Annotated in this window: 20 protein-coding genes; 9 read left to right on the top strand and 11 right to left on the bottom strand. The window is 69.1% G+C overall.

Annotated features, from left to right (window positions below; translation table 11 throughout):
• Nucleotide 1: 1 nt before the first annotated feature.
• Nucleotides 2-916, top strand: coding sequence for a carbohydrate kinase family protein (locus tag ACIA58_RS29095; protein ID WP_396406983.1), 915 nt, complete (start codon nucleotides 2-4; stop codon nucleotides 914-916).
• The gene (locus ACIA58_RS29100; protein ID WP_396406984.1) at nucleotides 913-2,202 is read left to right on the top strand and encodes an alpha-glucosidase/alpha-galactosidase; all 1,290 of its coding nucleotides are present in this window, start codon (nucleotides 913-915) and stop codon (nucleotides 2,200-2,202) included. Before ACIA58_RS29095 ends, ACIA58_RS29100 begins: the two co-directional genes overlap by 4 nt.
• Here the strand turns inward: ACIA58_RS29100 and ACIA58_RS29105 are convergent.
• Nucleotides 2,166-3,122 (bottom strand): NAD(P)H-dependent flavin oxidoreductase, encoded by a 957-nt coding sequence (locus tag ACIA58_RS29105; protein WP_396406985.1) that lies wholly within the window; start codon nucleotides 3,120-3,122, stop codon nucleotides 2,166-2,168. The genes ACIA58_RS29100 and ACIA58_RS29105 overlap by 37 nt on opposite strands.
• 88 nt (nucleotides 3,123-3,210) lie before the next feature.
• Between ACIA58_RS29105 and ACIA58_RS29110 the strand changes: the two genes are divergently transcribed.
• Entirely contained in the window at nucleotides 3,211-4,458 is a 1,248-nt protein-coding gene (locus ACIA58_RS29110) for an SGNH/GDSL hydrolase family protein (protein WP_396406986.1), read from the top strand.
• A gap of 51 nt (nucleotides 4,459-4,509) precedes the next feature.
• Here the strand turns inward: ACIA58_RS29110 and secA are convergent, their stop codons facing one another.
• On the bottom strand, nucleotides 4,510-7,497 hold the full coding sequence (secA, locus tag ACIA58_RS29115) for a preprotein translocase subunit SecA (RefSeq protein ID WP_396406987.1): 2,988 nt from the start codon (nucleotides 7,495-7,497) through the stop codon (nucleotides 4,510-4,512).
• Nucleotides 7,498-7,695: 198 nt separating this feature from the next.
• The gene (locus tag ACIA58_RS29120; protein WP_396406988.1) at nucleotides 7,696-8,910 is read right to left on the bottom strand and encodes a winged helix-turn-helix domain-containing protein; all 1,215 of its coding nucleotides are present in this window, start codon (nucleotides 8,908-8,910) and stop codon (nucleotides 7,696-7,698) included.
• 213 nt (nucleotides 8,911-9,123) lie between these two features.
• Between ACIA58_RS29120 and ACIA58_RS29125 the strand changes: the two genes are divergently transcribed.
• Nucleotides 9,124-9,939 (top strand): S1 family peptidase, encoded by an 816-nt coding sequence (locus ACIA58_RS29125; RefSeq protein WP_396406989.1) that lies wholly within the window; start codon nucleotides 9,124-9,126, stop codon nucleotides 9,937-9,939.
• A 71-nt stretch (nucleotides 9,940-10,010) separates the two neighbouring features.
• Here ACIA58_RS29125 and hpf read toward each other — a convergent pair whose 3' ends face one another.
• The 5 genes from hpf to mtrA all read right to left on the bottom strand — a co-directional run bounded on the left by hpf (nucleotide 10,011) and on the right by mtrA (nucleotide 15,874).
• On the bottom strand, nucleotides 10,011-10,637 hold the full coding sequence (gene hpf, locus ACIA58_RS29130) for a ribosome hibernation-promoting factor, HPF/YfiA family (RefSeq protein WP_396406990.1): 627 nt from the start codon (nucleotides 10,635-10,637) through the stop codon (nucleotides 10,011-10,013).
• 238 nt (nucleotides 10,638-10,875) lie between these two features.
• Nucleotides 10,876-11,466, bottom strand: coding sequence for a ComF family protein (locus tag ACIA58_RS29135; protein ID WP_396406991.1), 591 nt, complete (start codon nucleotides 11,464-11,466; stop codon nucleotides 10,876-10,878).
• A gap of 168 nt (nucleotides 11,467-11,634) precedes the next feature.
• On the bottom strand, nucleotides 11,635-13,404 hold the full coding sequence (locus ACIA58_RS29140) for an LpqB family beta-propeller domain-containing protein (protein ID WP_396406992.1): 1,770 nt from the start codon (nucleotides 13,402-13,404) through the stop codon (nucleotides 11,635-11,637).
• Nucleotides 13,401-15,137, bottom strand: a complete 1,737-nt coding sequence (gene mtrB / locus ACIA58_RS29145; protein WP_396406993.1) for an MtrAB system histidine kinase MtrB — start codon at nucleotides 15,135-15,137, stop codon at nucleotides 13,401-13,403. The genes ACIA58_RS29140 and mtrB overlap by 4 nt, the downstream gene beginning before the upstream one ends.
• A 59-nt stretch (nucleotides 15,138-15,196) precedes the next feature.
• Entirely contained in the window at nucleotides 15,197-15,874 is a 678-nt protein-coding gene (mtrA, locus tag ACIA58_RS29150) for an MtrAB system response regulator MtrA (protein ID WP_130445425.1), read from the bottom strand.
• A 246-nt stretch (nucleotides 15,875-16,120) separates the two neighbouring features.
• Between mtrA and ACIA58_RS29155 the strand changes: the two genes are divergently transcribed.
• Genes ACIA58_RS29155 through ACIA58_RS29175 form a run of 5 tightly spaced genes read left to right on the top strand, consistent with a single transcriptional unit; the run spans nucleotide 16,121 to nucleotide 21,168 of the window.
• Nucleotides 16,121-17,140 (top strand): hypothetical protein, encoded by a 1,020-nt coding sequence (locus tag ACIA58_RS29155; protein WP_396406994.1) that lies wholly within the window; start codon nucleotides 16,121-16,123, stop codon nucleotides 17,138-17,140.
• Entirely contained in the window at nucleotides 17,137-17,769 is a 633-nt protein-coding gene (locus tag ACIA58_RS29160; protein WP_396406995.1) for a DUF4129 domain-containing protein, read from the top strand. The genes ACIA58_RS29155 and ACIA58_RS29160 overlap by 4 nt, the downstream gene beginning before the upstream one ends.
• Nucleotides 17,766-18,908, top strand: a complete 1,143-nt coding sequence (locus ACIA58_RS29165) for a DUF4350 domain-containing protein (RefSeq protein WP_396406996.1) — start codon at nucleotides 17,766-17,768, stop codon at nucleotides 18,906-18,908. The genes ACIA58_RS29160 and ACIA58_RS29165 overlap by 4 nt, the downstream gene beginning before the upstream one ends.
• Nucleotides 18,905-19,876, top strand: a complete 972-nt coding sequence (locus ACIA58_RS29170; RefSeq protein WP_396406997.1) for an AAA family ATPase — start codon at nucleotides 18,905-18,907, stop codon at nucleotides 19,874-19,876. The genes ACIA58_RS29165 and ACIA58_RS29170 overlap by 4 nt, the downstream gene beginning before the upstream one ends.
• On the top strand, nucleotides 19,876-21,168 hold the full coding sequence (locus ACIA58_RS29175; RefSeq protein ID WP_396406998.1) for a DUF58 domain-containing protein: 1,293 nt from the start codon (nucleotides 19,876-19,878) through the stop codon (nucleotides 21,166-21,168). Before ACIA58_RS29170 ends, ACIA58_RS29175 begins: the two co-directional genes overlap by 1 nt.
• Before the next feature lie 151 nt (nucleotides 21,169-21,319).
• On the opposite strand, the gene ACIA58_RS29180 is transcribed toward ACIA58_RS29175, so the two are convergent.
• From ACIA58_RS29180 to ACIA58_RS29190, 3 genes are read right to left on the bottom strand one after another with little or no spacing between them, the layout of a single operon-like run.
• The gene (locus ACIA58_RS29180; RefSeq protein ID WP_396406999.1) at nucleotides 21,320-21,730 is read right to left on the bottom strand and encodes a hypothetical protein; all 411 of its coding nucleotides are present in this window, start codon (nucleotides 21,728-21,730) and stop codon (nucleotides 21,320-21,322) included.
• On the bottom strand, nucleotides 21,727-22,527 hold the full coding sequence (locus tag ACIA58_RS29185) for a VOC family protein (RefSeq protein ID WP_396407000.1): 801 nt from the start codon (nucleotides 22,525-22,527) through the stop codon (nucleotides 21,727-21,729). The genes ACIA58_RS29180 and ACIA58_RS29185 overlap by 4 nt, the downstream gene beginning before the upstream one ends.
• Nucleotides 22,527-22,859 carry an ArsR/SmtB family transcription factor gene (locus tag ACIA58_RS29190; protein WP_396407001.1) on the bottom strand — a complete coding sequence of 111 codons (333 nt, stop codon included), beginning with the start codon at nucleotides 22,857-22,859 and terminating at the stop codon, nucleotides 22,527-22,529. Before ACIA58_RS29190 ends, ACIA58_RS29185 begins: the two co-directional genes overlap by 1 nt.
• Between the last annotated feature and the right edge of the window lie 19 nt (nucleotides 22,860-22,878).

Consider the following 22,878-nt stretch of genomic DNA (forward strand, 5'->3'; position numbering starts at 1 on the left):
TATGACATTTGACCTTCTGGTGATCGGCGACGCGAATCCTGACGTGGTGGTCGGGCCGGTCGCGCAGCCGATTCTCTTCGGGCAGCGGGAGCGGCTGGTTCCGTCCGGTTCCCTGGTTCTCGGGGGCTCGGCTTCGATCATGGCGTGTGGTGCGGCGCGACTCGGGCTGAGCGTGGCGTTCGCAGGCCGGGTCGGGGATGACGCGGCCGGGGCCTTCGTCCGTACGACGCTTGCCGAGCGCGGGGTCGACGTGTCCGCGCTGGTGACCGACCCGTCGCTCCCGACACCGCTCACCACCATCCTCACGTCGGGCGACGATCGCGCGATCCTCACCTCCCCCGGCTGCCTGCCGGCCGTCACGGCGGCCGACATACCAAACCGTATGGTCTGCTCGGCGCGGCATGTGCATGCGGGCTCGTTCTATCTGCTGCCCGAGTTGGCGGTCGGGTTGGCGAGGATCTTCAAGGAGGCCAAGGCCGCGAAGGCGACCACCTCGCTCGACCCCAACGACGACCCGGCGGGCAAGTGGGACCGGACGGCTCTCGACCCGATCCTGCGCGTCACCGACTACTTCCTTCCCAATGCGGCGGAGGCGCTCGCGCTGACCGGCCATCACTCGGTCGTGGATGCCGCCGGCATCCTGGCCCGCCGCGGCCCTCTCGTCGTCGTGAAGAACGGGGCTGAGGGCGCGCTCGCCCACAACGGTTCCAGGGTCGTCACCGCACCGGCGCTGAAGGTAGAGACAGTCGACGCCGTCGGCGCCGGTGACAGCTTCGATGCGGGCTGGGTGGCCGCCGTACTCAACGGCTTCAAACCCGATCGCGCACTGACCATCGCCGCCGCCTGTGGATCGTTGAGCACCAGAGCCGCCGGAGGCACCGCAGCCCAACCGACCTGGGAAGAAGTGACAGCATGACGAGGATTGCTTTCATCGGCGCGGGCAGCGTGGTGTTCACGCAGGGCTTGCTGGCGGATCTGTTCGACCTCGACCTCGGACCGTTGCACATCGCTCTGCACGACATCGACCCCGAGCGGCTCGACACGGCCGCCGCGGCAGCGTCGTACCTGGCCAAGGACCGGCCGGTGCGGATCACCGCGCACCTCGAGCGACGCGCGGCCCTCGCGGACGCGGACTTCGTGATCAACATCGTCCAGGTCGGGATGAACGAGGCGACCCGGGCCGACTTCGAGATCCCCGCGCGGTACGGGATCCGGCAGACGATCGGGGACACGCTCGGCGTCGGTGGCGTGTTCCGGGCACTGCGGACCTTCCCGGTACTGCGTGGACTCGCCGCCGATATCGCGGACGTCTGCCCCGACGCGTGGCTGCTCAACTACACCAACCCGATGGTGATGAACGTCTGGTACCTGAAGGCGCTCGGCGTGAAGAACGTCGTCGGCCTCTGCCACTCGGTGTACTGGACGATGCAGGGCCTGTCCGAACTGGTCGGCGTGCCGTACGAGGACGTGACCTACCTGGCCGCCGGGGTGAACCACCAGTCGTGGGTACTGCGGTTCGAGCGTGGCGCCGAGAACCTGTACGACCGGCTGGACGAGGCGATCGCGGCGGATCCGGAACTGTTGCGACGGGTGCGCGTGGACATGTACCGGCGGCTGGGGTTCTACCCGACGGAGACGAGCGAGCACTCCTCGGAGTACGTCCCGTGGTATCTCGGCCATGCTTCGGAAGTCGACCGCCTCCGATTGCCGATCGGCGCCTACCTCGAGATCGTCGCCGAGAACCTCGCGTCGTACGAGCAGACCCGCAGCGCTCTGAAAGCCGGCGAGCCACTGAGCGTCGACCCCACGATGGAGTACGCCCCCCAGATCATCCACAGCATCGTGACCGGCACCCCACGCACCGTCTACGCCAACGTCCCCAACACAGGCCTGATCCCCAATCTGCCGTCCGGAGCCGTCGTCGAGGTCCCCAGCCTGGTAGACGCTTCGGGCGTCCAGCCCACCGCGGTCGGCGAGCTCCCACCCCAGTGCGCCGCGCTCAACCGCTCGTATCTCAACGTCGCCGAGCTAACTGTTCAGGCCGCGATCACCCAAGACCCGCGCGCGATCCGCCAGGCCGTCATGGTCGATCCGGCAACTGCCGGGACGCTACCGGTCGAGCAGATCTGGGCCCTGTGCAACGACCTCGTAGTTGCCCATCACAACTACTTGGACCCGTCGTTGAGGGCGGCGCTCAAGTAGGTCCGGTACGTCGCGAAGCCGGCGAGCACCTCGGCGGCCGTCGGCCGACCGGTCAGTGCGCCGACGCCCTGGCCCGCGTAGATCGAGGCGCGGGCCGGGTCGGCGGCCTTCGTACCGTCGACGTACTCGGCGTGGCCGCTGTCGTCCGACTTCAGCTCGGCCTCACGCCCTTCCCAGCTGTCGAAGTACGCGTTCCGCAGGGCACGGCCGCCGAACTCGTCCGGCCAGCCGGCCCGGGAGGCGGCGTCGAAGACGGTGCCGTACACGGTCTCGGTCTCGTCCGCCTCGATGATCCGCTGCCGGACCCGCTCCTTGGTCTGAGCCTCGACGCTGGTGAGGAATGCCGTCCCGATCCAGCCGCCGGCAGCACCTGCCGCGAGCACAGCAGCCAGGCCGCGCGGACCGGAGATCCCACCGGCCGCGAGCACCGGCAGATCGGTGAGGTCGAGGATCGCCTGCAGGAGCGGCAACGTCGACACTGCGTTCCGCCCGTGGCCGCCCGCCTCGGCGCCGCGAGCCACGATCACGTCCACGCCGGCATCGATTGCCTCACGCGCGTCGGCGACTGTGCCGGCTTGCGTCGCGACCACGATCCCAGCCGCCTGCAGCGGGCCGACGTACGGCGCGACGTCCCCGAAGCTCAGCGAGACGAGAGCGGGCTTCAGCTCGCGCACGGCGTCGAGGTGCTCCGGGCGCTCCTTGACCGACCAGGCCATCAGCCCGATCCCGTACGGCTTCCCGCTCGCCGCGGCGATCGCACCCTCGGTCCGGATCCAGTCAGGCGTGACAGCCGAGCCCGCCCCGAGCATCCCCAGGCCGCCGGCGGCCGAAATCGCCGCGGTCAGCAGTCCACCGCTCACATTCGCCATCGGCGCACCGATCACCGGCACCGACAACCCGAACCTCTCCGTCAGCCACATGTGATCATCATCGCCCATCGCAACCTCGGCACACCCGCGCGCATCGAGCACTAGGAACAGGAGTCCAGCCTGACGAGAGGAAGCTGAAGTGCGGGTACTGCGGAGTTGGTGCGCTCTGGCCGGAGCGCTGGCCGTGCTGCTGGTGGTGGCGGCGCACACCTCCCTTGCCCCGGCCACGGCTCGGCAGACTCCGCCCGCGGCACCACCGGCGTGGCGCGCCGCGTGGATGACGGCGATGCAGCAGCCCAACACGAACCAGAACTGGTCCCAGCAGGGATTCGCCGCCCAATCGGTGCGCCAGGTGGTCCGGCTGAGCTCCGGCGGATCCGAGGTGCGGATCCGGATCACCAACCAGTACGGCGTACGACCGCTCGAGCTGACCGGGGCAACCGTCGCCAAGGCGGCCAAGGGCGCGGCCGTCGTGCCGGGATCGGTCCAGCCGGTGCGGTTCGGGGGCGCCGAGTCGGTCAGCATTCCCACCGGCGGCCAGGTCGCCGGCGACGCCATCACGCTGCCCGGCCTGAGCAGCGGGACCCAACTCGCCGTCACTTTGTACTTCGCCGACGCGACCGGACCGGCCACTTTCCACGAGTTCGGCGCAACGGGAGCGTCGTACCGGGCGGCCGGCGACCAGCGCAGGGACACCAGCGGCACGGCGTACCGGGAGGCGAGTAGCAGCTGGTACTTCCTGGCCGGCGTCGATGTGAACCCTGCGGACGGCGGCTCGGTGGTCGCCTTCGGGGACTCGATCACCAACGGCTACACCGCCGCACCCGGGTCGCGGTACCCAGACCTGCTGGCAGCGCGCCTTGGCCGCCCGGTGCTGAACGCCGGGCTCGGCGGCAACCGGCTGCTGGCGAACTCCGCCTGCTACGGCGAGAACGGCCTGACCCGGTTTCACCGCGACGTACTGGACCAGCCCGGGACCAAGACTGCGCTCGTCCTGATCGGCGTCAACGATCTCGGCTACCCCGAACTCCCACCGACGAGCTGTACGACGCCGAACCCGGCGATCACTCCCGCGCAGCTCGTCGCCGGCTACCGCGCGCTGATCCGGGATGCCCACGCTCGCGGGATCCGCATCGTCGGGGTGACCTTGACGCCCTTCCGCGGCGCCTCGGTCTACACCGCCCACAGCGCGCAGATCAGGACTGCCGTCAACACCTGGATCACCACGAGCGGCGAGTTCGACGCCGTCGCCGACTTCGCCAAGGCGCTCGCCGATCGCGCCGATCCGACCCGCCTGGCGCCGCAGTACGACAGCGGCGATCACCTGCACCCCAACGAGGCCGGCTACCGAGTGATGGCCGACGCGGTCGACCTCAAGACTCTCTGAGCACAGCGAAAGGGCCGGTCCGCGCGGACCGGCCCTTTCTTTACGTGCTGCTCAGAACTTGTAGACGTCCGACTGCGGGTCGCCGTGGCAGCGCTTGTACTTCTTGCCGGAGCCGCACGGGCAGGCCGCGTTGCGCGGGGTGCCGGCGTACTCGAGCTTGCCGTCCTCGACCGCGTCCTCGTGCCGGGCGACCTCGTCGTCGCCGTCGATCGTCGGCGCGGAGTACGACAGCCGCTGCGGGCGGCTCTCGGTCGTCAGGCCCTTGGCCCGCAGGCGCGGCGTGTCGCGCGGGCGCGGGGTGTCCTGCGGCCGCTCCTCGTCGCCCTCGCCCCGGCCGGCGAACTCCGCGACCGGCGCGCCCGGGGTGAGGATGTCCTCGATCCGGCGGCCGGCCAGGCTCTCCTCGTCGGCCAGCTGCGCCTCGTTGGCGAGCTCGATCTCGGCGCGCATCGCCTCGATGTCGACCTCGACGTTGAAGATGAAGCCGACCGATTCCTCCTTGATCGACTCCATCATCGAGGCGAACATGTCGTAGCCCTCGCGCTGGTACTCGACCAGCGGGTCGCGCTGCGCCATCGCGCGCAGGCCGATGCCCTCGCGCAGGTAGTCCATCTCGTACAGGTGCTCGCGCCACTTGCGGTCCAGCACGCTCAGCACGACGCGCCGCTCCAGCTCGCGCATCGCCTCCTCGCCGAGGAGCTCCTCGCGCCGCTCGTACGCCGCGGTGGCGTCCTCGAGGAACCGCTCGATCAGGAAGTCCTGGGTCAGGCCGGCCTTCTCGCCGCCGGCCTCCTCGATCAGGATGTCCTCGGTCAGCTCGGTCTGGTACAGCGTCCGCATCGCGGTGAACAGCGCGTCCAGGTCCCAGTCCTCGGCGAACCCGTCGGCGGTCGCGCCCTGCACGTAGCCGGTGACGGTCTCCTCGAGCATGTCCTGCACCTGGTCGCGCATGTCGGCGCCCTCGAGCACGCGGCGGCGCTCGTCGTACACGACGTGGCGCTGCCGGTTCATCACGTCGTCGTACTTGAGGATGTTCTTCCGGGTCTCGAAGTTCTGCGCCTCGACCTGGCCCTGCGCGGACGCGATCGCCTTGGTGACGACCTTGTTCTCCAGCGGCTGGCTGTCGTCGTTGTTGCGCGACATCGCCCAGTCGACCATCTCGCGCTTGAACAGCCGCATCAGGTCGTCCTCCAGCGACAGGTAGAACCGGGACTTGCCCGGGTCACCCTGCCGGCCGGCGCGACCGCGCAGCTGGTTGTCGATCCGGCGGGACTCGTGCCGCTCGGTGCCGAGGACGTAGAGGCCGCCGAGCTCGCGGACCTCTTCCTGCTCCTCCTTCACCTGCTTCTCGAACTGCTCCAGCAGCGACGGGTACTCCGACTCGTACTGCTCGATGTCGTCCGCCGGGTCCAGGCCGCGGGCCCGCAACTCCTTGTCGGCCAGGAATTCCGGGTTGCCGCCGAGGATGATGTCGGTACCACGACCGGCCATGTTAGTGGCCACCGTGACGGCGCCGCGGCGACCGGCCTCGGCCACGATCGCGGCCTCACGCTCGTGCTGCTTCGCGTTCAGCACCTCGTGGGCGATGTTCTCCTTGAGCAGCTGCCGGGACAGCCGCTCGGACTTCTCCACCGAGGTGGTGCCGACCAGGATCGGCTGCCCGGTCGCGTGCACGTCGACGATGTCCTTGACCACGGCGTCGAACTTGGCGTCCTCGGTGCGGTAGATCAGGTCCCGCTCCTCGACCCGGATCATCGGCTTGTTCGTCGGGATCGGGACGACGCCGAGCTTGTAGACCTTGGAGAACTCGTTCGCCTCGGTCATCGCCGTACCGGTCATGCCGGCCAGCTTGGAGTAGAGGCGGAAGTAGTTCTGCAGCGTGATCGTCGCGAGGGTCTGGTACTCCTCCTTGATCTCGACGCCTTCCTTGGCCTCGATCGCCTGGTGCAGACCCTCGTTGTAGCGGCGGCCGTGCAGCGTGCGGCCGGTGTGCTCGTCGACGATCAGGACCTCTTCCTGGCCCTGGCTGCCGACCACCACGTAGTCCTTGTCCCGGTGGAACAGGTCCTTGGCCTTCAGCGCGTTGTTCAGGTAGCTGATCAGCGGGGTGTTGGCCGACTCGTACAGGTTGTCGATGCCGAGCCGGTCCTCGACCTTCTCGATGCCGCGCTCGAGGATCGCGACCGTGCGCTTCTTCTCGTCGACGTCGTAGTCGGCGACCCGGCGCTTGGTCTCGTCGATCTCCAGGTCGGTGACGCGGGGGTTCTTCCGCTTCAGCTCCGCCTCGTCGGCCAGCGTCCAGGCCTTCAGCACGTTCGCGATCCGGGCCATCTCGACGTACCAGCGCTGGGAGTCCTCGGCCGGGCCGGAAATGATCAGCGGGGTCCGGGCCTCGTCGACCAGGATCGAGTCCACCTCGTCCACGATCGCGTAGTTGTGCTCGCGCTGGACGCAGTCCTCGATGCTGCCCGCCATGTTGTCGCGCAGGTAGTCGAAGCCGAACTCGTTGTTGGTGCCGTAGGTGATGTCCTTGGCGTAGGCGACCCGGCGCTCGGCCGGCGTCATCTCCGGCAGGATCACGCCGTAGTCGAGGCCGAGGAAGTGGTACACCCGGCCCATCCACTCCGCCTGGTACTTGGCCAGGTAGTCGTTCACCGTGACCACGTGCACGCCCTTGCCGGACAACGCGTTCAGGTACGTCGGGAGGGTGCCGACGAGGGTCTTGCCCTCACCGGTCTTCATCTCGGCGATGTTGCCCAGGTGCAGCGCCGCGCCGCCCATGATCTGGACGTCGTAGTGGCGCTGGTGCAGGGTCCGCTGGGCGGCCTCCCGCACCACCGCGAACGCTTCCGGCAGCAGCGCGTCGAGCGACTCCCCGTTCTCGTGCCGCTGCTTGAACTCCGCGGTCTGGCCACGGAGCTCCTCGTCGGACATCGTCTTGAAGTCGTCCTCGATGGAGTTGACCATCTTCGCGATGCCCTGGAGCTGGCGGAGGATCTTGCCCTCGCCGATCCGCAGGACCTTGTCGACAACCTTCATGGTGGGGAGTTCACTCCTTGCTGCAGAAACCTGGGTTGCGGCCGAACGCCGACAGGGCACGACCGACCCATCAGGAAGGCGTGCGTCCCCCATCGTACGGGGCCGGGTGTGCCAAGCCACGCCCGCAGCGTGCCCCAGCGACTGTCGGCGCCCCATCCGACCCACGCTCGGGCGGGCCGGAAAGTTCCCAGCCCGCTCTCAGAATCCTCGCAGGGCGTCACTGAGTGCTGGCGACAGGTCACCGCCACCGGCCACCCGGACCTGCTCCAGCCCGAGCCATCCGGCCAGCTGGACCAGCTCGGCGGCCAGCTCCTCGGCGGTCTCCACCGGCGCCTTCGGCTCGGCGTGGGCCGACTGGACCAGCAGTACGCCGCCGGCGCGGTCGGCCTTGAGGTCCACCCGGGCGACCAGCCGGTCACCGAGCAGGAAGGGCAGCACGTAGTACCCGTGGATGCGCTTCTCGGCCGGGACGTAGATCTCGATCCGGTACCGGAAGTCGAAGAGCACTTCGGTCCGGGTGCGCTCGAAGACCAGCGAGTCGAACGGGCTGACCAGGGCCCGCGCGTTCACCCGGCGCGGCAGCCGGGCATCGCGGTGCAGGTACGCCGGGCGCTTCCAGCCGTCGATCCGGACCGGAACCAGCTCGCCGGACTCGACCAGCTCGGCGATCGCCTGCAGGGTCGGCTCCGGCGAGGTCCGGAAGTAGTCCCGCAGGCACTGCGCCGTCGCGACCCCGTGCGCCCGGGCCGCGATCGAGACCAGTCCCCGGTGCGCCTCCGCCACGGTCGGCGTCGGCGTCTCCACGACATCGCGGGGCAGCACCCGCTCGGGCACGTCGTACAGCCGCTCGAACTGCTGGTTGCGACGGGCCACCGTGATGTCACCGGCGAAGAAGAGGAACTCGAGCGCGCGCTTCACGTCGGACCAGTTCCAGCCCCAGTTGTCCTTGGTGCGCTCGACGTCGTCGTCGATCTCGCGGGCCGTCAACGGACCGTGGTCGCGGACGTCGGCCAGCACCTGCTTCAGCAGATCCGGCCGCTCCTTCGCGATCGACCGCGGGCCGCCCCAGGCCTCGGTCGTCGCCCGCGCCATCCGCCAGCGCATCAGCGGGTGCGTCTCGACCGGGATCAGCGAGGCCTCGTGCGCCCAGTACTCCACCAGCCGGCGCGGCGCCTTCCCGGCGGCCCGGTCGAGCAGGTCGCGCGGATAGGGACCGAGGCGGGAGTAGAGCGGCAGGTACTGCGTCCTGCTCAGCACGTTGACCGAGTCGATCTGGATCAGCCCGATGCGGCCCAGCACCCGGCTGAGCGCTCGCATGTCGGGAACGCCCCTCGGCCGGGGATCGGTGAATCCCTGGGCCGCCAGCGCCACCCGGCGCGCCTGAGCCGTCGAGAGCTGCAACTCCGTCGTCATACCCGAATTCTGCCGGTCCCCACGGACAGTCTTTGAGCACCGGCCAACCATCTCGGCTGCTCGAAAACGGTTGGTGGGTGCTCAAAGCGGCCTTGGGACGTGCGGGCATAACTCCGGAGTTACCGAAAGTGGGAGGTGCGCTACGGATGGTGTTCGGGAGAACCTGCGAGGAGGCCACCCGCCCGCGTGGCCCCTACCTCCCTGGAGTGAGGCATGACAGGAAAGAAGCATGTGGTCCGCGCTGCCCTGGCGGCCGGCGTACTGACCGCGGCGTCCCTCGGTGCGGTGGCCGTAGCCGGCTCCGCGTCGGCCGCGCAGTCGCCCGACGGACCAAAGACCCGGATCGTCGGCGGCACGATCGCCCATACCGCGGACACGCCCTGGGCCATCCAACTGTCGAACAGCGGCTCCCCCGACGCCACCGGTGAGTACTGCGGCTCGACGCTGGTCGCGGCGAACAAGATCGTCACCGCGGCGCACTGCACCACCGAGCCGGTGTCGACCTATACCGCGGTCCAGGGCCGGGACGACCTGAGCGACAAGTCCACCGGCAAGGAGTCCAAGATCAGCAACATCTGGGTGGACCCGGAGTACGGCAAGTCGCCGGGCCACGATGTCGCCGTGCTGACGCTGGCCACGCCGTTCGACGGCGTACCGACGCTGGCGCTGAACACCGACAAGGCAGCGGACGCGGCGGGGGCGGCATCCGTCGTCTACGGCTGGGGCGCCACCGAGGGCACCGGACCGGAGGACGTCTTCCAGAAGGTCGACGTGCCGGTGCTGGGCGACGACTACTGCTCGCAGGCGTACGCGAGTGAGGGCTACACCCCCGACGGCGAGATCTGCGCCGGCTACGAGGACGGCGGCAAGGACTCCTGCCAGGGTGACTCGGGCGGCCCGCTGGTCCTGAACGGCCGCCTGTTCGGCGTCGTCTCCTGGGGCGTCGGCTGCGCGGACGCCGGCAACCCCGGTGTGTACGCCGAGGTCGCGACGTACGCGGCGGAGCTGCAGCAGCAGATCGACAGCTGAGCCTTCGGGCTTGAGGCGAAGTGGAGGGGCCGGGCGATCGCCCGGCCCCTCCGTCGTGCTCCTCCCGAGGTCTAGTTGGCCAGACGGATCACGCCGTAGTCGTAACCGCGACGGCGGTAGACGACACTCGGCTGGTTCTCGTCGGCGTCGACGTACAGGTAGAAGTCGTGCCCGACCAGTTCGAGCTCGTAGAGCGCCTGGTCCAGGGTCATCGGCTTGGCGGTGTGGGTCTTCTCCCGCATCACCAGCGGCCCATCGCCGGTGACCAGGACAGATCCGTACTTGTGTGTCGCCACTTCGTCCTCGGCGACTGATTCCTCCACTACCGGTGCGTTGCCGTTGAGCGGCTGCTTCGCGTTCACGTGCCGCAGACCCTCCGGACCGCGCTCACCGCGGTGCACCCGGCGCCGGTCGGCCGCCTTGCGGACCTGGGACCGGAGCCGGTCCAGGCAGACGTCGAACGCCGCCTGCTTGGTCTCGCCGCAGGCTTCGGCGCGAACCACCGGACCCTTGGTGTACATGGTGAGCTCGACACGCATCGCCCGATCGTGCTGTCGCGGGTTCTTTTCCTGGCTGACTTCCACCTCGCACCGCAGTACCCGGTGATCGACCTTCTCGATCCGCTCGAGTTTTTCCTCGACGTACTGCCGGAAGCGGTCACTGACCTCGCAGTGATGACCCTTGACAACGACGTCCACGGAAACCTCCATCGATCGGCGACTCTCTGTTACGTCTCCGGGCCCCCAGCTTTCGTGTCCTCGCTCTGTCGGTGGCGATTGGGGCGCCCGAAACGAGAACACCCGCGATCGCGCCGGTCGGACTCCGCGGCCAGGAATCCGGCTGATCCGGTCCTGCGCCACTCCACTGCCCGACAAGCCCGTGCGGGTGTCATAGGCCAACGCTAGTCGGCTTCGGCGAAAACCGGTAGGGAAGTTCTCATGAACCAGACGGTGAACGCCGTTGCGTCGCAGCCAGGACGGCACAGCCGAGGACCGGAACACCCCGGGATTCCAAGGCGCGACAGGCTTCGCTGAGCGTGGAACCGGTGGTGATCACGTCGTCCACCAGCAAGACCGGTTGATCGATCAGCGTTTCAGCCCAGCGCGAACGCAGGCCGAAAGCCCCGTCCAGGTTGGCGGTACGGCGTTCCGCGGACAGCCCGGCCTGGTCGTCGGGACGCCGTACGACGCGCAGCGCGCCGGCCAGCCGCGCGTCGATTCCCTGCCTGCGCAGGGATCTGACGGCAGCCTTCGTAATCCGGCGGAGCGGATCGTGCCCGCGCTGCCGAACCGTTGCCGGCGACGACGGCACCGGGCACAACCAGCCGGCCCGCCGGTCCCCCAGCGCCGTCCGGACGGCGTTTGCCAGCACCTGCCCCAGCGGCCTGGCCAGCGCGTACCGCGCGTGCTCCTTGTGCGCCAGGATCAGCCCGCGGAGCTCCCCGGCGTACGGCGCGGCGGCGGTCGGCGGCGGGAGCCCGGGCGGGCACGGGTCGGGCCATGTACGGAACGGAGTCAACGTCGTCACTAGCCGACGGCAACCATCACAGAGAGTCACGCCAGGCCGGTCGCAACCCGCGCACCGGCCGCCCAGGACGAGATCCACGAACGCGTCCCGGACCGGCACCGGACCACCATCGGCGACCCGGCCCTCTGCCCGCAACCGGGCGGTCGCCGGCCTGTGGACAACCGCGGGCTAGCCCGGGTAGACGGGCGTGGCGGGTACGGAGGCGTTGTCGGCGTCCATGGTCACCCAGGTGAGTTCCTTGTTGAGCCAGTGGATCCGGCCCGCGTCGTCCTCGATCACCGGCAGGGTGTCCTTGTTCGCGTTCGAGGCGACGTACAGCGGGCGGAAGTCCGGCGTCGAACCCGGCAGCAGCTGCAGGCTGGACCCGTCGGTGTTGACCAGCCAGGCCTGCTGGGCCGAGTTGCTGACCGAGCTGCTCGCCCCGATGACGACGATGCCCTGCTTGTTCCAGGCCGCGTCGGTGATGTTGGTGAGCTGCAGCCGCAACGGCTGGAGCTGCGCGAGCACCAGTTGCTTGCCGCTGCCGGTGGTCTGGATCGCGCCGGTCTCCACCTCGTTCTGGCCGCCGGACTTCGGCTTCATCACCAGGAGCGCCCGGACGCCGTCCGGCGCCATCCGCAGGTCCAGCGGGGTGTCCCCGTTGAAGTTGACCGCCACCTGGGTGAGACGGCCGTCGTGGTTGCGGACCCGCAACCGCGGGTGCGGGTTGTCGGCCCGGTCCAGGATCCACAGGTTGTCCTGGTTGTCGAAGCTCGGCTGCAGCGTCTTCCCCTCGACCGCGATCGAGACGGCGTCGGCGTCCTTGTCGGTCGGCTCCAGCGGCGCGTACAGAACCTCCTTACCGCCGGCTGTGACGATCGCCCCGGCCTCGCCGCGCAGACTGACCGCGAACGAGTCGGCCTTGTGCGCCCACAGCGGGCTGGAGTTCAACGGCTGGGCGGAGATCTCCGTGGCCCCGTCCATCCCGGCTATGCGCTGCACCTTCTGGCGCTGCAGGGCGTAGAGCTTGGTCTGGGACCCGACCGACACCTGCGGGTCGAACTGACTGAAGTTGGCGAACGGCAGCACATCCGGGTCGTCCGGGAGCAACGGTGCGCCGCCGACGGTGATCTTGGCCCGCAGATTGAGCTGGTTGAGCGTCCAGACGATCTGAGCGGCCAGCAATCGTCTGTCCGGATCCCGCAGCGCGCCGGCGCTGTCGTTGAGCGCCACTGTGGCCACGCCGAAGTCGACCGGCACGGACACCTGCACCTCGGTCCCCGGGGGAGCCAGAGTGACCACGCCGTTGCCGAGCCGGCTGGTCGGGCCCTTCAGCAGCTCCTGGATCAGCTGCGTCGCTCCCTGCCCCGGAGAGAGGTTCTGCGGCAGGTAGACCGGGTCGGGCACCAGGACGTTGCGGGTCTGGTTGAAGAAGTAGAGGTCGCGGGGTGCGAGCTTCAGGTCGACCTGGTTGCTGCCGAGGTAGGCGCCGTTCGGCACGCTGTCGACCCGGAACTGTCCGTTGATCTTCTTCAGCTTGAACAAGAAGTCGGCCCGGTCGGTCGCCGCCGCCGGGATCCACTCACCGCGCTCGCCGATGGTGGCGATCTTCTGCGCGGTCAGCTGGATCCCGTTGCCCTTCTCGGTGAGGGAGTCCGGGCTCTGGTCGTACACCACGGTCTGCTTCTCGGGCTGCCACTTCGCCGCGGCATCCGGCGTCATGTACTGCCGCGCGACGTCGTACGCCTGCGAGTCCGACATGGCTTCCAGGAACCCGCTCACGATGGCCAGCGCGCTGACATTCGGCCGCGGCGGCTTCGCCTCGACACCGACGCCGCCCAGGTCCTGCGCGCGACCCTGCCGCTCTCCGCTGCGGATCGTGCCCTTGGTCGGCACTGCCGCGCAGCCGGCAAGCAGCGTCACGGCAGCCAGCAGGACCACCAGCAACCTGCGCCTCACCGGTCCTCACCGCCGTTCAGCTTCTGGTACGGCGCTCCGACGTCGACGAGCTCGGTCACGACCCGGGTCGCGTCGGCCGGCCGGGGCGGCAGCGGCGAGCCCGTGAGCGACACGTCCGGGCGGCGGGGCAGCGTCAGCCGGAAGTACGCACCGTCGCCGGGCGAGCCCCAGGCGTCCAGCCGGCCGCCGTGCAGCCGGGCGTCCTCGAGCGCGATCGACAGGCCGAGGCCGGTGCCGCCGGTGGTCCGGGCCCGGGCCGGGTCGGCCCGCCAGAACCGGCTGAACACCATCTCCGCCTCCTCCGCGCGGAACCCGACCCCGTGGTCGCGGACGGCCACCGCTGCGGCGTCGTCGTCGTACGCCGTGCTGATCCGGATCGGCAGGCCCTCGCTGTGCTCGATGGCGTTGCCGATCAGGTTGCGCAGGATCCGCTCGATCCGGCGCGAGTCCACCTTGGCGCGGCAGGGCGCCGGCATGTCCAGCTGGACCTCGCAGCCCTTGCGGTGCAGCAGGGTCTCGTGGTTCTCCAGCACTCGGCTGACGATGTCGCGCAGGTCGACGTCCTCGAGGTCGAGCGCGGCGGCGCCGGCGTCGAACCTGCTGATCTCCAGCAGGTCGGCGAGCAGCTCCTCGAAGCGGTTGAGCTCGTTCTGCAGCAGTTCGACCGAGCGGCGGCTGATCGGGTCGAACTGGTCGCGGCTCTCGTGCAGCAGGTCGGCGGCCATCCGGACGGTGGTCAGCGGCGTGCGCAGCTCGTGCGAGACGTCGGACACGAATCGGCGCTGCAGGCGGGACAGCTCCTCCAGCCGGCGGATCTGCCGCTGCAGGTTGGACGCCATCTTGTTGAACGACACCGCCAGGCGGGCCAGGTCGTCGGTACCCCGGACCTGCATCCGCTCCTCGAGCTTGCCGGCCGCGAGCCGCTCGGCGATCCGCCGGGCCATCCGGACCGGCGTGACGACCTGACGGGTGACCAGCCAGGCCACCGCACCGAGCAGGACGATCAGCAACAGACCTGCGGTCACCAGGGCGCGCTGGACGACGTCGAGCGTCTCCTGCTGCGCGGTGAGCGGGAAGAGGAAGTAGATCGCGTACCGGTCGCCGGTGGAGTTGATCCGGATCTGCGAGCCGATCACCAGCCCCGGTACGCCGGGGGCGTCGCGGTAGTTGATCTCGGTGTAGGTGTCGTACAGCTTGGAGTCGTCGCTCATCACCGAGGACGCCAGCGCCTGCGGGATCGAGTCGCTGTCGACCAGACCGGTGTAGCGGATCGCGTTGGACGCCGCCTGGTCGGTCGGCACCAGCAGGACGTCGTACAGGCCCGGGCGGTTGGAGCCGAGGACCAGCTCGGACAGCTGCTGGTTGATGGTGTTGCGGTTCGCGGCGTCGATCGTGATGGACAGCTGGGCGAGCTGCGCCCGCACCTCGGCCTGTGCGCTGGTCCGGCGTGACTCCAGGACGCCGTCTGTGACCTGGCTCATCATCACCCAGCCGACCAGGATCAGGACCAGCGTCGACATCAGCAGGGTGCCGGTGACGATCCGGGCCTGGATGGAGCGGCGCCAGATATCCGGCCAGTGCTTGGGGTGTGTCCGCCAGATCGGCTGTGGCTGGGCAGACCAGTCCGCCGCGGCGGCGGTCAGCTCCAGCTCCGTCCCGCGGGACTCGGCCACCTCCTTCTCGGGCGGTGCCGTCGGCTGTCCCTGCTGGTGGCCGGCGTGGTCCTCGACCACCGGTCCGGTTGCCGAGTCACCAGTGACAGCCTGCGACTCTTGGCCGCGTCCGTACTCGATCAGTCCGCACCCGCCTTGTATCCGACCCCGCGGACCGTGACCACGATCTCCGGGTGCTCCGGGTCCTTCTCGATCTTGGAGCGCAGTCGCTGGACGTGCACGTTCACCAGGCGGGTGTCGGCCGCGTGCCGGTAGCCCCAGACCTGCTCCAGCAGCACCTCGCGGGTGAACACCTGCCAGGGCTTCGACGCCAGGCAGACCAGCAGGTCGAACTCCAGCGGCGTCAGCTGGATCGTCTCGCCGGCCCGCTTCACCGAGTGGCCGGCCACGTCGATGGTCAGGTCGCCGATGGTCAGCGACTCCGGACCGGGCTCGTCCATCCGGCGCAGCCGGGCCCGGATCCGGGCCACCAGCTCCTTCGGCTTGAACGGCTTGACGACATAGTCGTCGGCGCCCGACTCCAGGCCGAGCACGACGTCCACGGTGTCGCTCTTGGCGGTCAGCATCACGATCGGCACGCCGGACTCGGCCCGGATCGCACGGCAGACGTCGATCCCGTCCATGCCGGGCAGCATCAGGTCGAGCAGCAGCAGGTCGGGCTTGAACTCCCGGAAGGCCGGCACGGCCTTGTCACCGGTTGCGACCAGATAGGTGTCGTAGCCCTCGTTGCGCAACACGATGCTGAGCATCTCCGACAACGCAGTGTCGTCGTCGACGATGAGGATGCGGCCCCGCATCGTCCGGTTACCGTCTGCCACGCCCTACTCCTTGCCGTCCGATCGGTGTGCGCCCGGCGGGTCCCAGACCGTACGCACTACGGATAGTGTCCCATTCCCCCGGTAGTGCACACGCCGGATCGCCGTATGACCCCGAGTTGGGCTGTGATCATCCGGGATCATGGTGCACTGCCGGGGTTCACCACAACTCACGTGCCGGCCGGCACGACGGTTCAGCCGGGGAGTCAGGCGGGGAGGAGGTACGCAGTGGCCGACCAGAACATGCACCTGCACGACGACGTGGCCACTGAGCCGCTGCGGCCGTGGCTGCCGGCGGATCTGCTCGACAACGCCGCCCGGACCATCTCCGACAACAAGACGATCATGCTCGGCCTGCCGGTGCTGGCCGGGATCGCCCTGGTGGCGGTGCAGGCCGTTCTGACCGAGGTCGCCGTACCGGGTGGGCTGCCCGGGTTCTTCGGGGCTGACGACCCGTTCGGACAGGCCGGTGCGGCCCTGCTGCTCACGTACGGCGTACAGGTGGTGCTGTTCTCGGTCGTGTCGAGCATGTTGTCCGGAATCATCGCCCTGGCCGCGGTGCGGAGTCAGCTGGCGCATCGGGTCGGTCCGCGCGAGCTGATGCGGCTGGTCCGGCCTGCGCTGCCCGCACTGGCTGTTGTCGGTCTGATGCAGTCGCTGTCGTTCATGCTGCTCATCGGCGGCTGGGGGCTCGCAGTGCTCGGGATCGGCGCCGGAGCGGACGCTGCCATCTCCTCCGATGCGGCCGGGGCGGTGGCGGTCGTGATGATGATCGTCGGCGGCGTACTCGTGCTGATCTTCGGGATCAGGCTCGTCCTGGCCGGGACCGTCGTACTGATGGAGGGCCGGCACGCGCCGCAGATCGGCCTCTACATTCCCGTCCGCGTCGGCGTCTGGGGAGCGCTGCGGCGGTCCTGGCAGCTGGTGCGGGGGAAGTTCTGGCGGGTGTTCGGGATCCTGCTGTTCGGCGGGCTGGTGGTGAACATCATCGGCTACGCGCTGCAGTTCGGGATCACGTCGCTGGTGATCACCGTCGGGTCGTGGGCCGACAGCAGCGACAGCAGTGGGGCAACCGTGGTGACAGTCGTGCTGGGTCTGGCGGTGGGGTTCGCCACGCTGATGACACTGATCGCGAGCCTGGCGTTCATGTCCGCCGTACAGGCCCTGATCTACCTGGACCTTCGGGTACGTCGGGAAGGTCTCGACCTGTGGATGCGTCCCGCACTGCGACCTGAGGAGACCGCGTGATCCTCTTCCTGCAGGAGCCGCCCGTCGACATCGACCGGGAGCGGGCCGCCCGTGAGGCCGCCGAGGAGCTCTCCAAGTCGACGTACCGGGACTCCGGCGGCTCGCTGATCCAGAAGGCGATCGGAAAGGTGCTGGACTGGATCCGCGATCTCCTGGACAGCTTGACCGGCTCATCGCCCAACGGGCACGCCGGTCTGGCCATGCTGATCGGTTTGCTCGTGCTGGTGGTGCTCGTGGTGCTGTGGCGGGCCGGCGTACTGCGGACCAGTCGCAGAGTGAAGTCGCAGGCCGTTTTCGACACGGCCCGGCCGCAGAGCGCCGCGGAGTACCGCGCACTGGCGGAGCGGGAGGCTGCGTCCGGGGACTACGCGTTGGCGATCCGCAGCCGGTTCCGGGCGTGTGTGGCGGAGCTGACCGAGCGGACCGTGCTGGACGAGCGGGCGGGGCGTACGGCGTACGAGGTGGTTGCCGATGCGTCGCGTATCGCGCCCGTACTGCGTGATCCGTTGCAACCCGCCGCACTGGTGTTCACAGAGGTTGTCTACGGCAACCGTCCGGGGACACCGGAGCGGTATGCCGCTGTCGTGGCTGCCGACGAGGCTGCACGGACCGCACGGGTGGCTGTATGAGCACGCCGCTCGGGCGGAACGTCGGCGAGAGCTGGCGGGCCTTGCGGACACCACTGCTCGTTACAGGGCTCATCGTGCTGGCGGCGATCGTCCTCCTGATCGCTACGTCGGCGCGGACCTCGGGGCCGTTCAGTCCGGACTCGACCGAGTCGGACGGGGCCCGGGCGCTGGCAGCGTTGCTGAAGAACCACGGCGTCGACGTACACAGCACGGAGACGTTGGACGACGCCGTACCGGCAGGAGAGGGCAAGGCGCTCATCATCGGCCCGGCCGGGTCGCTCGGTCGCCCCGATCTGGAGCGGATCGCTCAGGCTCGCTGGAGCCACCTGGTGCTCATCCGCCCCGCTAGCCGCGCTTTGGAGATTCTCGCGCCCGGTGTGCAGCAGACGGGCGACGTGCTGACGTCACGTAGCCGTGAGGCCGGGTGCGATCTGCCGGCTGCCGTCCGGGCGGGCACAGCCACTGTCGGCGGCCCGACGTACACCGCGCCTTCAGGGGCTTCGGCCTGCTACGGCGACGGCATCAACAGCACGGTGATCCGGTTGGCGGTCGGCGACCGGATCGTCGATGTCGTCGGTACGCCGGGGTCGTTCACCAATGCTCAGCTCGCCGATGACGGCAATGCAGCGCTGGCGCTCAACCTGATCGGCACCCACCACGATCTGACCTGGTACCTGCCTCAGTGGGAGTCGACCAACACCGGTACGGATGACTCCGATAGTGCTCCGCTGATCCCGCCGGATGTTCGCTACATCGGATGGGCTTTGGCCTTCGCAGTACTGGTCGTGGCGATCTGGCGTGGGCGGCGGCTCGGCCCTGTGGTGGCGGAGCGGTTGCCGGTGATCGTGCATGCGGCTGAGACCACTGAGGGCCGGGCGAGGCTCTACCGGCGCTCACGAGCCCGCGACCGCGCTGCCGCGGCACTACGCGAGTCGGCGCTCGGCCAGCTGCACAAGGCGCACGGCATCCCCCGGCGGGCCGACCCATCCGCAGTGGTAGCGACGGTGGCCGCACGGACCGGGCGGGACCCGGTCATGCTGTACGAACTGCTCTACGGCCTGCCGCCACTCACAGACGCCGCGCTGATGTCCTTGTCCCAGGAACTAGACGTACTGACGCAGGAGGTACGACACCCGTGACGACTACCGAGGTCACCGCCGACCAGGCCCGGCAGGCGCTGGTCGCGCTGCGGACCGAGATCGGCAAGGCGGTGGTCGGTCAGGACACCGCAGTGACCGCGCTGGTGCTCGCTCTCCTCTGCCGCGGCCACGTGTTGCTGGAAGGCGTGCCTGGGACGGCGAAGACGCTGATGGTGCGGGCACTGTCGATGGCGATGCGGCTGGACACCAAGCGCGTGCAGTTCACGCCGGACCTGATGCCGGGTGATGTCACCGGCTCGCTGGTGTACGACGCGAAGACGTCGGAGTTCGAGTTCCGGCAGGGGCCGGTGTTCACGAACATCATGCTGGCGGACGAGATCAACCGGACGCCCCCGAAGACGCAGGCGGCGTTGCTGGAGGCAATGGAAGAGCGGCAGGTCACCGTGGACGGTGTGCCACGCAAGCTCCCCGTGCCCTTCGTGGTGGCGGCCACGCAGAACCCGATCGAGTACGAGGGCACCTATCCGTTGCCGGAGGCCCAGCTGGACCGGTTCCTGCTGAAGGTCACGCTGGACATCCCGCCGCGCGACGCGGAGATCGCAGTACTCGCTCGCCATGCACAGGGGTTCGATCCACGGGACCTGGAGGCGGCTGGACTGCGGCCTGTCGCCGGTCCGGAGGATCTGCTGGCCGGACAGAACGCAGTACGGCGGGTTGCGGTGCGGGACGACGTACTGGCGTATGTGGTGGACCTGTGCCGGGCGACGCGGCAGTCGCCGTCGCTGCAGCTCGGGGTGTCGCCGCGTGGCGCGACCGCGTTGCTGGCGGTGTCGCGGGCATGGGCGTGGCTGTCCGGACGGGACTACGTGATTCCGGACGATGTGAAGGCGATGGCGCGTCCTTGCCTTCGGCACCGAGTCCAGGTGCGGCCGGAGGCGGAGCTCGAGGGTGTCAGCGCGGACGCAGTACTGGAGAGCGTGCTCGCTACGGTGCCGGTCCCACGCTGATGGTGCTCACCGGGCGGACTGGGGTGCTGGCTGGGGCCGGCGTGGTGTTCGTCGCCCTGGTGATGCCGTCGTGGGCTGGGGTCGGTCTGGTCGTTGCTGTCGTGCTGCTGGTGTGCTTGGTCGACATGCTGCTGGCTGGGTCGCCGCGGCGGCTGCAGTTCAGTCGGGACGGCGACAACGCCGTGCGGCTCGGTGAGCAGGCTGTTGTGCAGTTGCTGATCACCAACCCGGGACGCCGGGTGCGCGGGTGGCTGCGGGACGCCTGGCCGCCTTCTGCCGGCGTACAGGACCCACCGCACAAGCTGGATCTGCCGTCTGGTGAACGTCGGCGGCTCGTGAGCCATCTGGTGCCGACGCGGCGTGGTGACCGGCACGCGGTGCGGGTGACTGTGCGGGCCTTTGGTCCGTTGGGGTTTGCGGGGCGGCAGGGGTCGCATGAGGTGCCGTGGACGGTGCGGGCACTGCCGCCGTTCAACAGCCGGAAGCACCTGCCGTCGCGGTTGGCTCGGCTGCGGGAGCTGGACGGGCGTACTGCGCTGCTGGTGCGCGGGCAGGGCACTGAGTTCGACTCGCTGCGGGACTACGTACCTGGTGACGACGTACGGAGCATCGACTGGCGGGCTACTGCCCGGCGCGGGAACGTAGTACTGCGCACTTGGCGGCCGGAGCGGGATCGGCAGGTCGTCATCGTGATCGACTCCGGCCGGCTGACCGCTGGGCGTGTCGGTGATGCGCCGCGGCTGGACCATGCGATGGACGCGGCGTTGCTGCTGGCTGCGTTGGCTACGCGTGCCGGGGACCGGGTTTCCTTGCTGGCTTGCGATTCCGCGGTGCGTGCCGACGTACGACGTCCGGCGCCGCAGGACGTACTGCCGTCGTTCGTCAACGCACTGGCGAACGTCGAGGCCGAGCTGGTGCAGACAGACTTCCGGATCGTGGTGTCGCAGGTGCTGGAGCGGCTGGGTCAACGCTCTCTGGTGGTCTTGCTGACCGGTCTGGATCCCGCGGTGATCGAGGAGTCCCTCCTGCCTGTCATCGGCCCCCTGCTCCGCCGCCACGTCGTACTCCTGGCGTCTGTCGCCGACCCTCGCCTCACCGAACTCGAGTCCACCCGCACCGACCTACCGGACGTCTACGCCGCAGCCTCCGCCGCCCGCACCCGCCTCGACCGAGACCGCCTGACCGCCACCCTCACCCGAGCCGGCGCCACAGTCATCGACGAACCCCCCGATCACATAGCCCCCGCCCTCGCCGACACCTACCTGTCCCTGAAAAAAGCCGGCCGCCTGTAGCTAAAGCGCAGCCTCGAAAATTTGCCGGTTGATTGTGGTGAAGGCGTGTTCACGGTAGGACCAGGCGATGCGCTCGATGCGGGCCGGCGTACTGTGTTGCCGACCCGCACCACCCCGGGCGTGAGGCGGCCGCCGGTGAGTGGGGTTTCGGTCATGCGTTCGCCCGGGCCACGAACCAGTGGATGACGTTTCGCCAGAAGTAGAACGCCTTCTCGCCGTCGGGGAGCAGCGACTGTACGACGGTGACGCGGCAGCCGTCGTCGATCGGTTCGAAGTCGATCCGGGTCTCGGTGTCGTCGACCGAACTGCGGTACGCGAACACCGCACCGGGCTCCCAGTCGGTGATCTTGCCGATCTCGAGCACGTCGTCCGGCAGCGAGTACACCTCGAGGACGCGACCGCCCACCCCGGGCTCGATCTGCATCGCGGTGGCGCGGGCCGCGTCGAAGAAGTTGATCGGGCCGCGTACCCACCACAGGTCGATCTCCTCGGTGAAGACCTTGAACGCGGTACCCGGATCGACAGCGACCTCGACGGATGCGGTCGCGGATGGTTCGGTCATGGCTGCGTCGGACGGGCCTGGAGGAAGGTCCAGCGGTGCCCCTCGAGGTCCTCGGCCTCGTACGAGCGGAAGCCGTACTGGTGGATCTCCTGCAGGATCTTGGCCCCGCCTTCCTGGCTGTGCGCGAAGTGCGCGTCGAGGTCGTCGACGTACACCCAGGCGGCGTGATCCGTGGCTGGAGCGCCCTTCTCGGCTCGCTGCAGGAGGATGATCGAGCAGACGCCGGCGTGGAGCTCGATCCAGGTCGGCTGCCGGCCCTCCTCCGGGATGCGGTCCCACGTCTCCAGGCCGAAGACCGAGTGCAGCCAGCGCGCCGCGGCGGCGGGATCCTCGTAGGACAAGGCGATTGCGAGCCGGCCGACCTCGCGCGGCGTCGCCGGCGCCGTGTCCCGGCGGGTGAGCCAGGCCGGGAACCAGTACAGGACGTTCTGCCACGAGTAGTCGGCCCGGGTACCGCCGTCGACCAGCGCTTCGACCACGGTGACGCGAGTGCCGCCGTCGACGGGATCGAAGGTGATCGTGGTCTCGGTGTCGTCGACCGAACTGCGGTACTCCAGCCGTTCGCCCGGCTCCCAGGTTGTGATCACGCCGCGCTCCAGCGCGTCATCATCGGCGTACATCTCGAGGATGCGACCGCCGACGCCTGGTTCGATCCGTACTTCGGTCGCGCGGGCGGAGTCCCAGAAGTTGATCGGCCCACGCACCCACCACAGGTCGATCTCCTCGGTGAAGATCTTGAACGCCGTCGGTGGCTCGACCGCAACCTCGACGGACACAGTGGCTGACTGCTCGGTCATCAGGACTCCCTCTGCTCGACGTGGCGTTTGAACGAGCCCAACTGGTCACGCCAGTGCGCCTGGACCTGATCGAGCCAGGCCTGTACGGCGACAACGGGCTCAGGATTGAGCCGGAAGACACGAACCCGGGCATCGTCCGGAACCCGCTCATCGGCAACCAGACCGGCCTCCAGCAAGATCCGCAGATGCCGGCTCATAGCCGGCGAAGACGCCCCCGTCGCCATCGCCAACTGCCCGGCCCGCCGCGGCCCCTCCCCCAGCAACCGCACGACCTGCCGCCGAGTCGGATCCGCCAGAACCTCGAAGAACCGATCCACCGCATCTTCCACCATCCCGCAATAGTTCTATCAG

Source organism: Kribbella sp. NPDC051586, assembly GCF_044453965.1.
GTDB lineage: Bacteria > Actinomycetota > Actinomycetes > Propionibacteriales > Kribbellaceae > Kribbella.

What these genes read in the sequence shown, in the direction of transcription:
- ACIA58_RS29100 (WP_396406984.1), top strand. Translation starts at nt 913, where the DNA reads ATGACGAGGATTGCTTTCATCGGCGCGGGCAGCGTGGTGTTCACGCAG.
- mtrA (WP_130445425.1), bottom strand. Translation starts at nt 15,874, where the DNA reads ATGCGGGGCCGCATCCTCATCGTCGACGACGACACTGCGTTGTCGGAG.
- secA (WP_396406987.1), bottom strand. Translation starts at nt 7,497, where the DNA reads ATGAAGGTTGTCGACAAGGTCCTGCGGATCGGCGAGGGCAAGATCCTC.
- ACIA58_RS29190 (WP_396407001.1), bottom strand. Translation starts at nt 22,859, where the DNA reads ATGGTGGAAGATGCGGTGGATCGGTTCTTCGAGGTTCTGGCGGATCCG.
- ACIA58_RS29095 (WP_396406983.1), top strand. Translation starts at nt 2, where the DNA reads ATGACATTTGACCTTCTGGTGATCGGCGACGCGAATCCTGACGTGGTG.
- ACIA58_RS29165 (WP_396406996.1), top strand. Translation starts at nt 17,766, where the DNA reads ATGAGCACGCCGCTCGGGCGGAACGTCGGCGAGAGCTGGCGGGCCTTG.
- ACIA58_RS29185 (WP_396407000.1), bottom strand. Translation starts at nt 22,527, where the DNA reads ATGACCGAGCAGTCAGCCACTGTGTCCGTCGAGGTTGCGGTCGAGCCA.
- ACIA58_RS29180 (WP_396406999.1), bottom strand. Translation starts at nt 21,730, where the DNA reads ATGACCGAACCATCCGCGACCGCATCCGTCGAGGTCGCTGTCGATCCG.
- ACIA58_RS29175 (WP_396406998.1), top strand. Translation starts at nt 19,876, where the DNA reads ATGGTGCTCACCGGGCGGACTGGGGTGCTGGCTGGGGCCGGCGTGGTG.
- ACIA58_RS29125 (WP_396406989.1), top strand. Translation starts at nt 9,124, where the DNA reads ATGACAGGAAAGAAGCATGTGGTCCGCGCTGCCCTGGCGGCCGGCGTA.
- ACIA58_RS29105 (WP_396406985.1), bottom strand. Translation starts at nt 3,122, where the DNA reads ATGTGGCTGACGGAGAGGTTCGGGTTGTCGGTGCCGGTGATCGGTGCG.
- ACIA58_RS29120 (WP_396406988.1), bottom strand. Translation starts at nt 8,910, where the DNA reads ATGACGACGGAGTTGCAGCTCTCGACGGCTCAGGCGCGCCGGGTGGCG.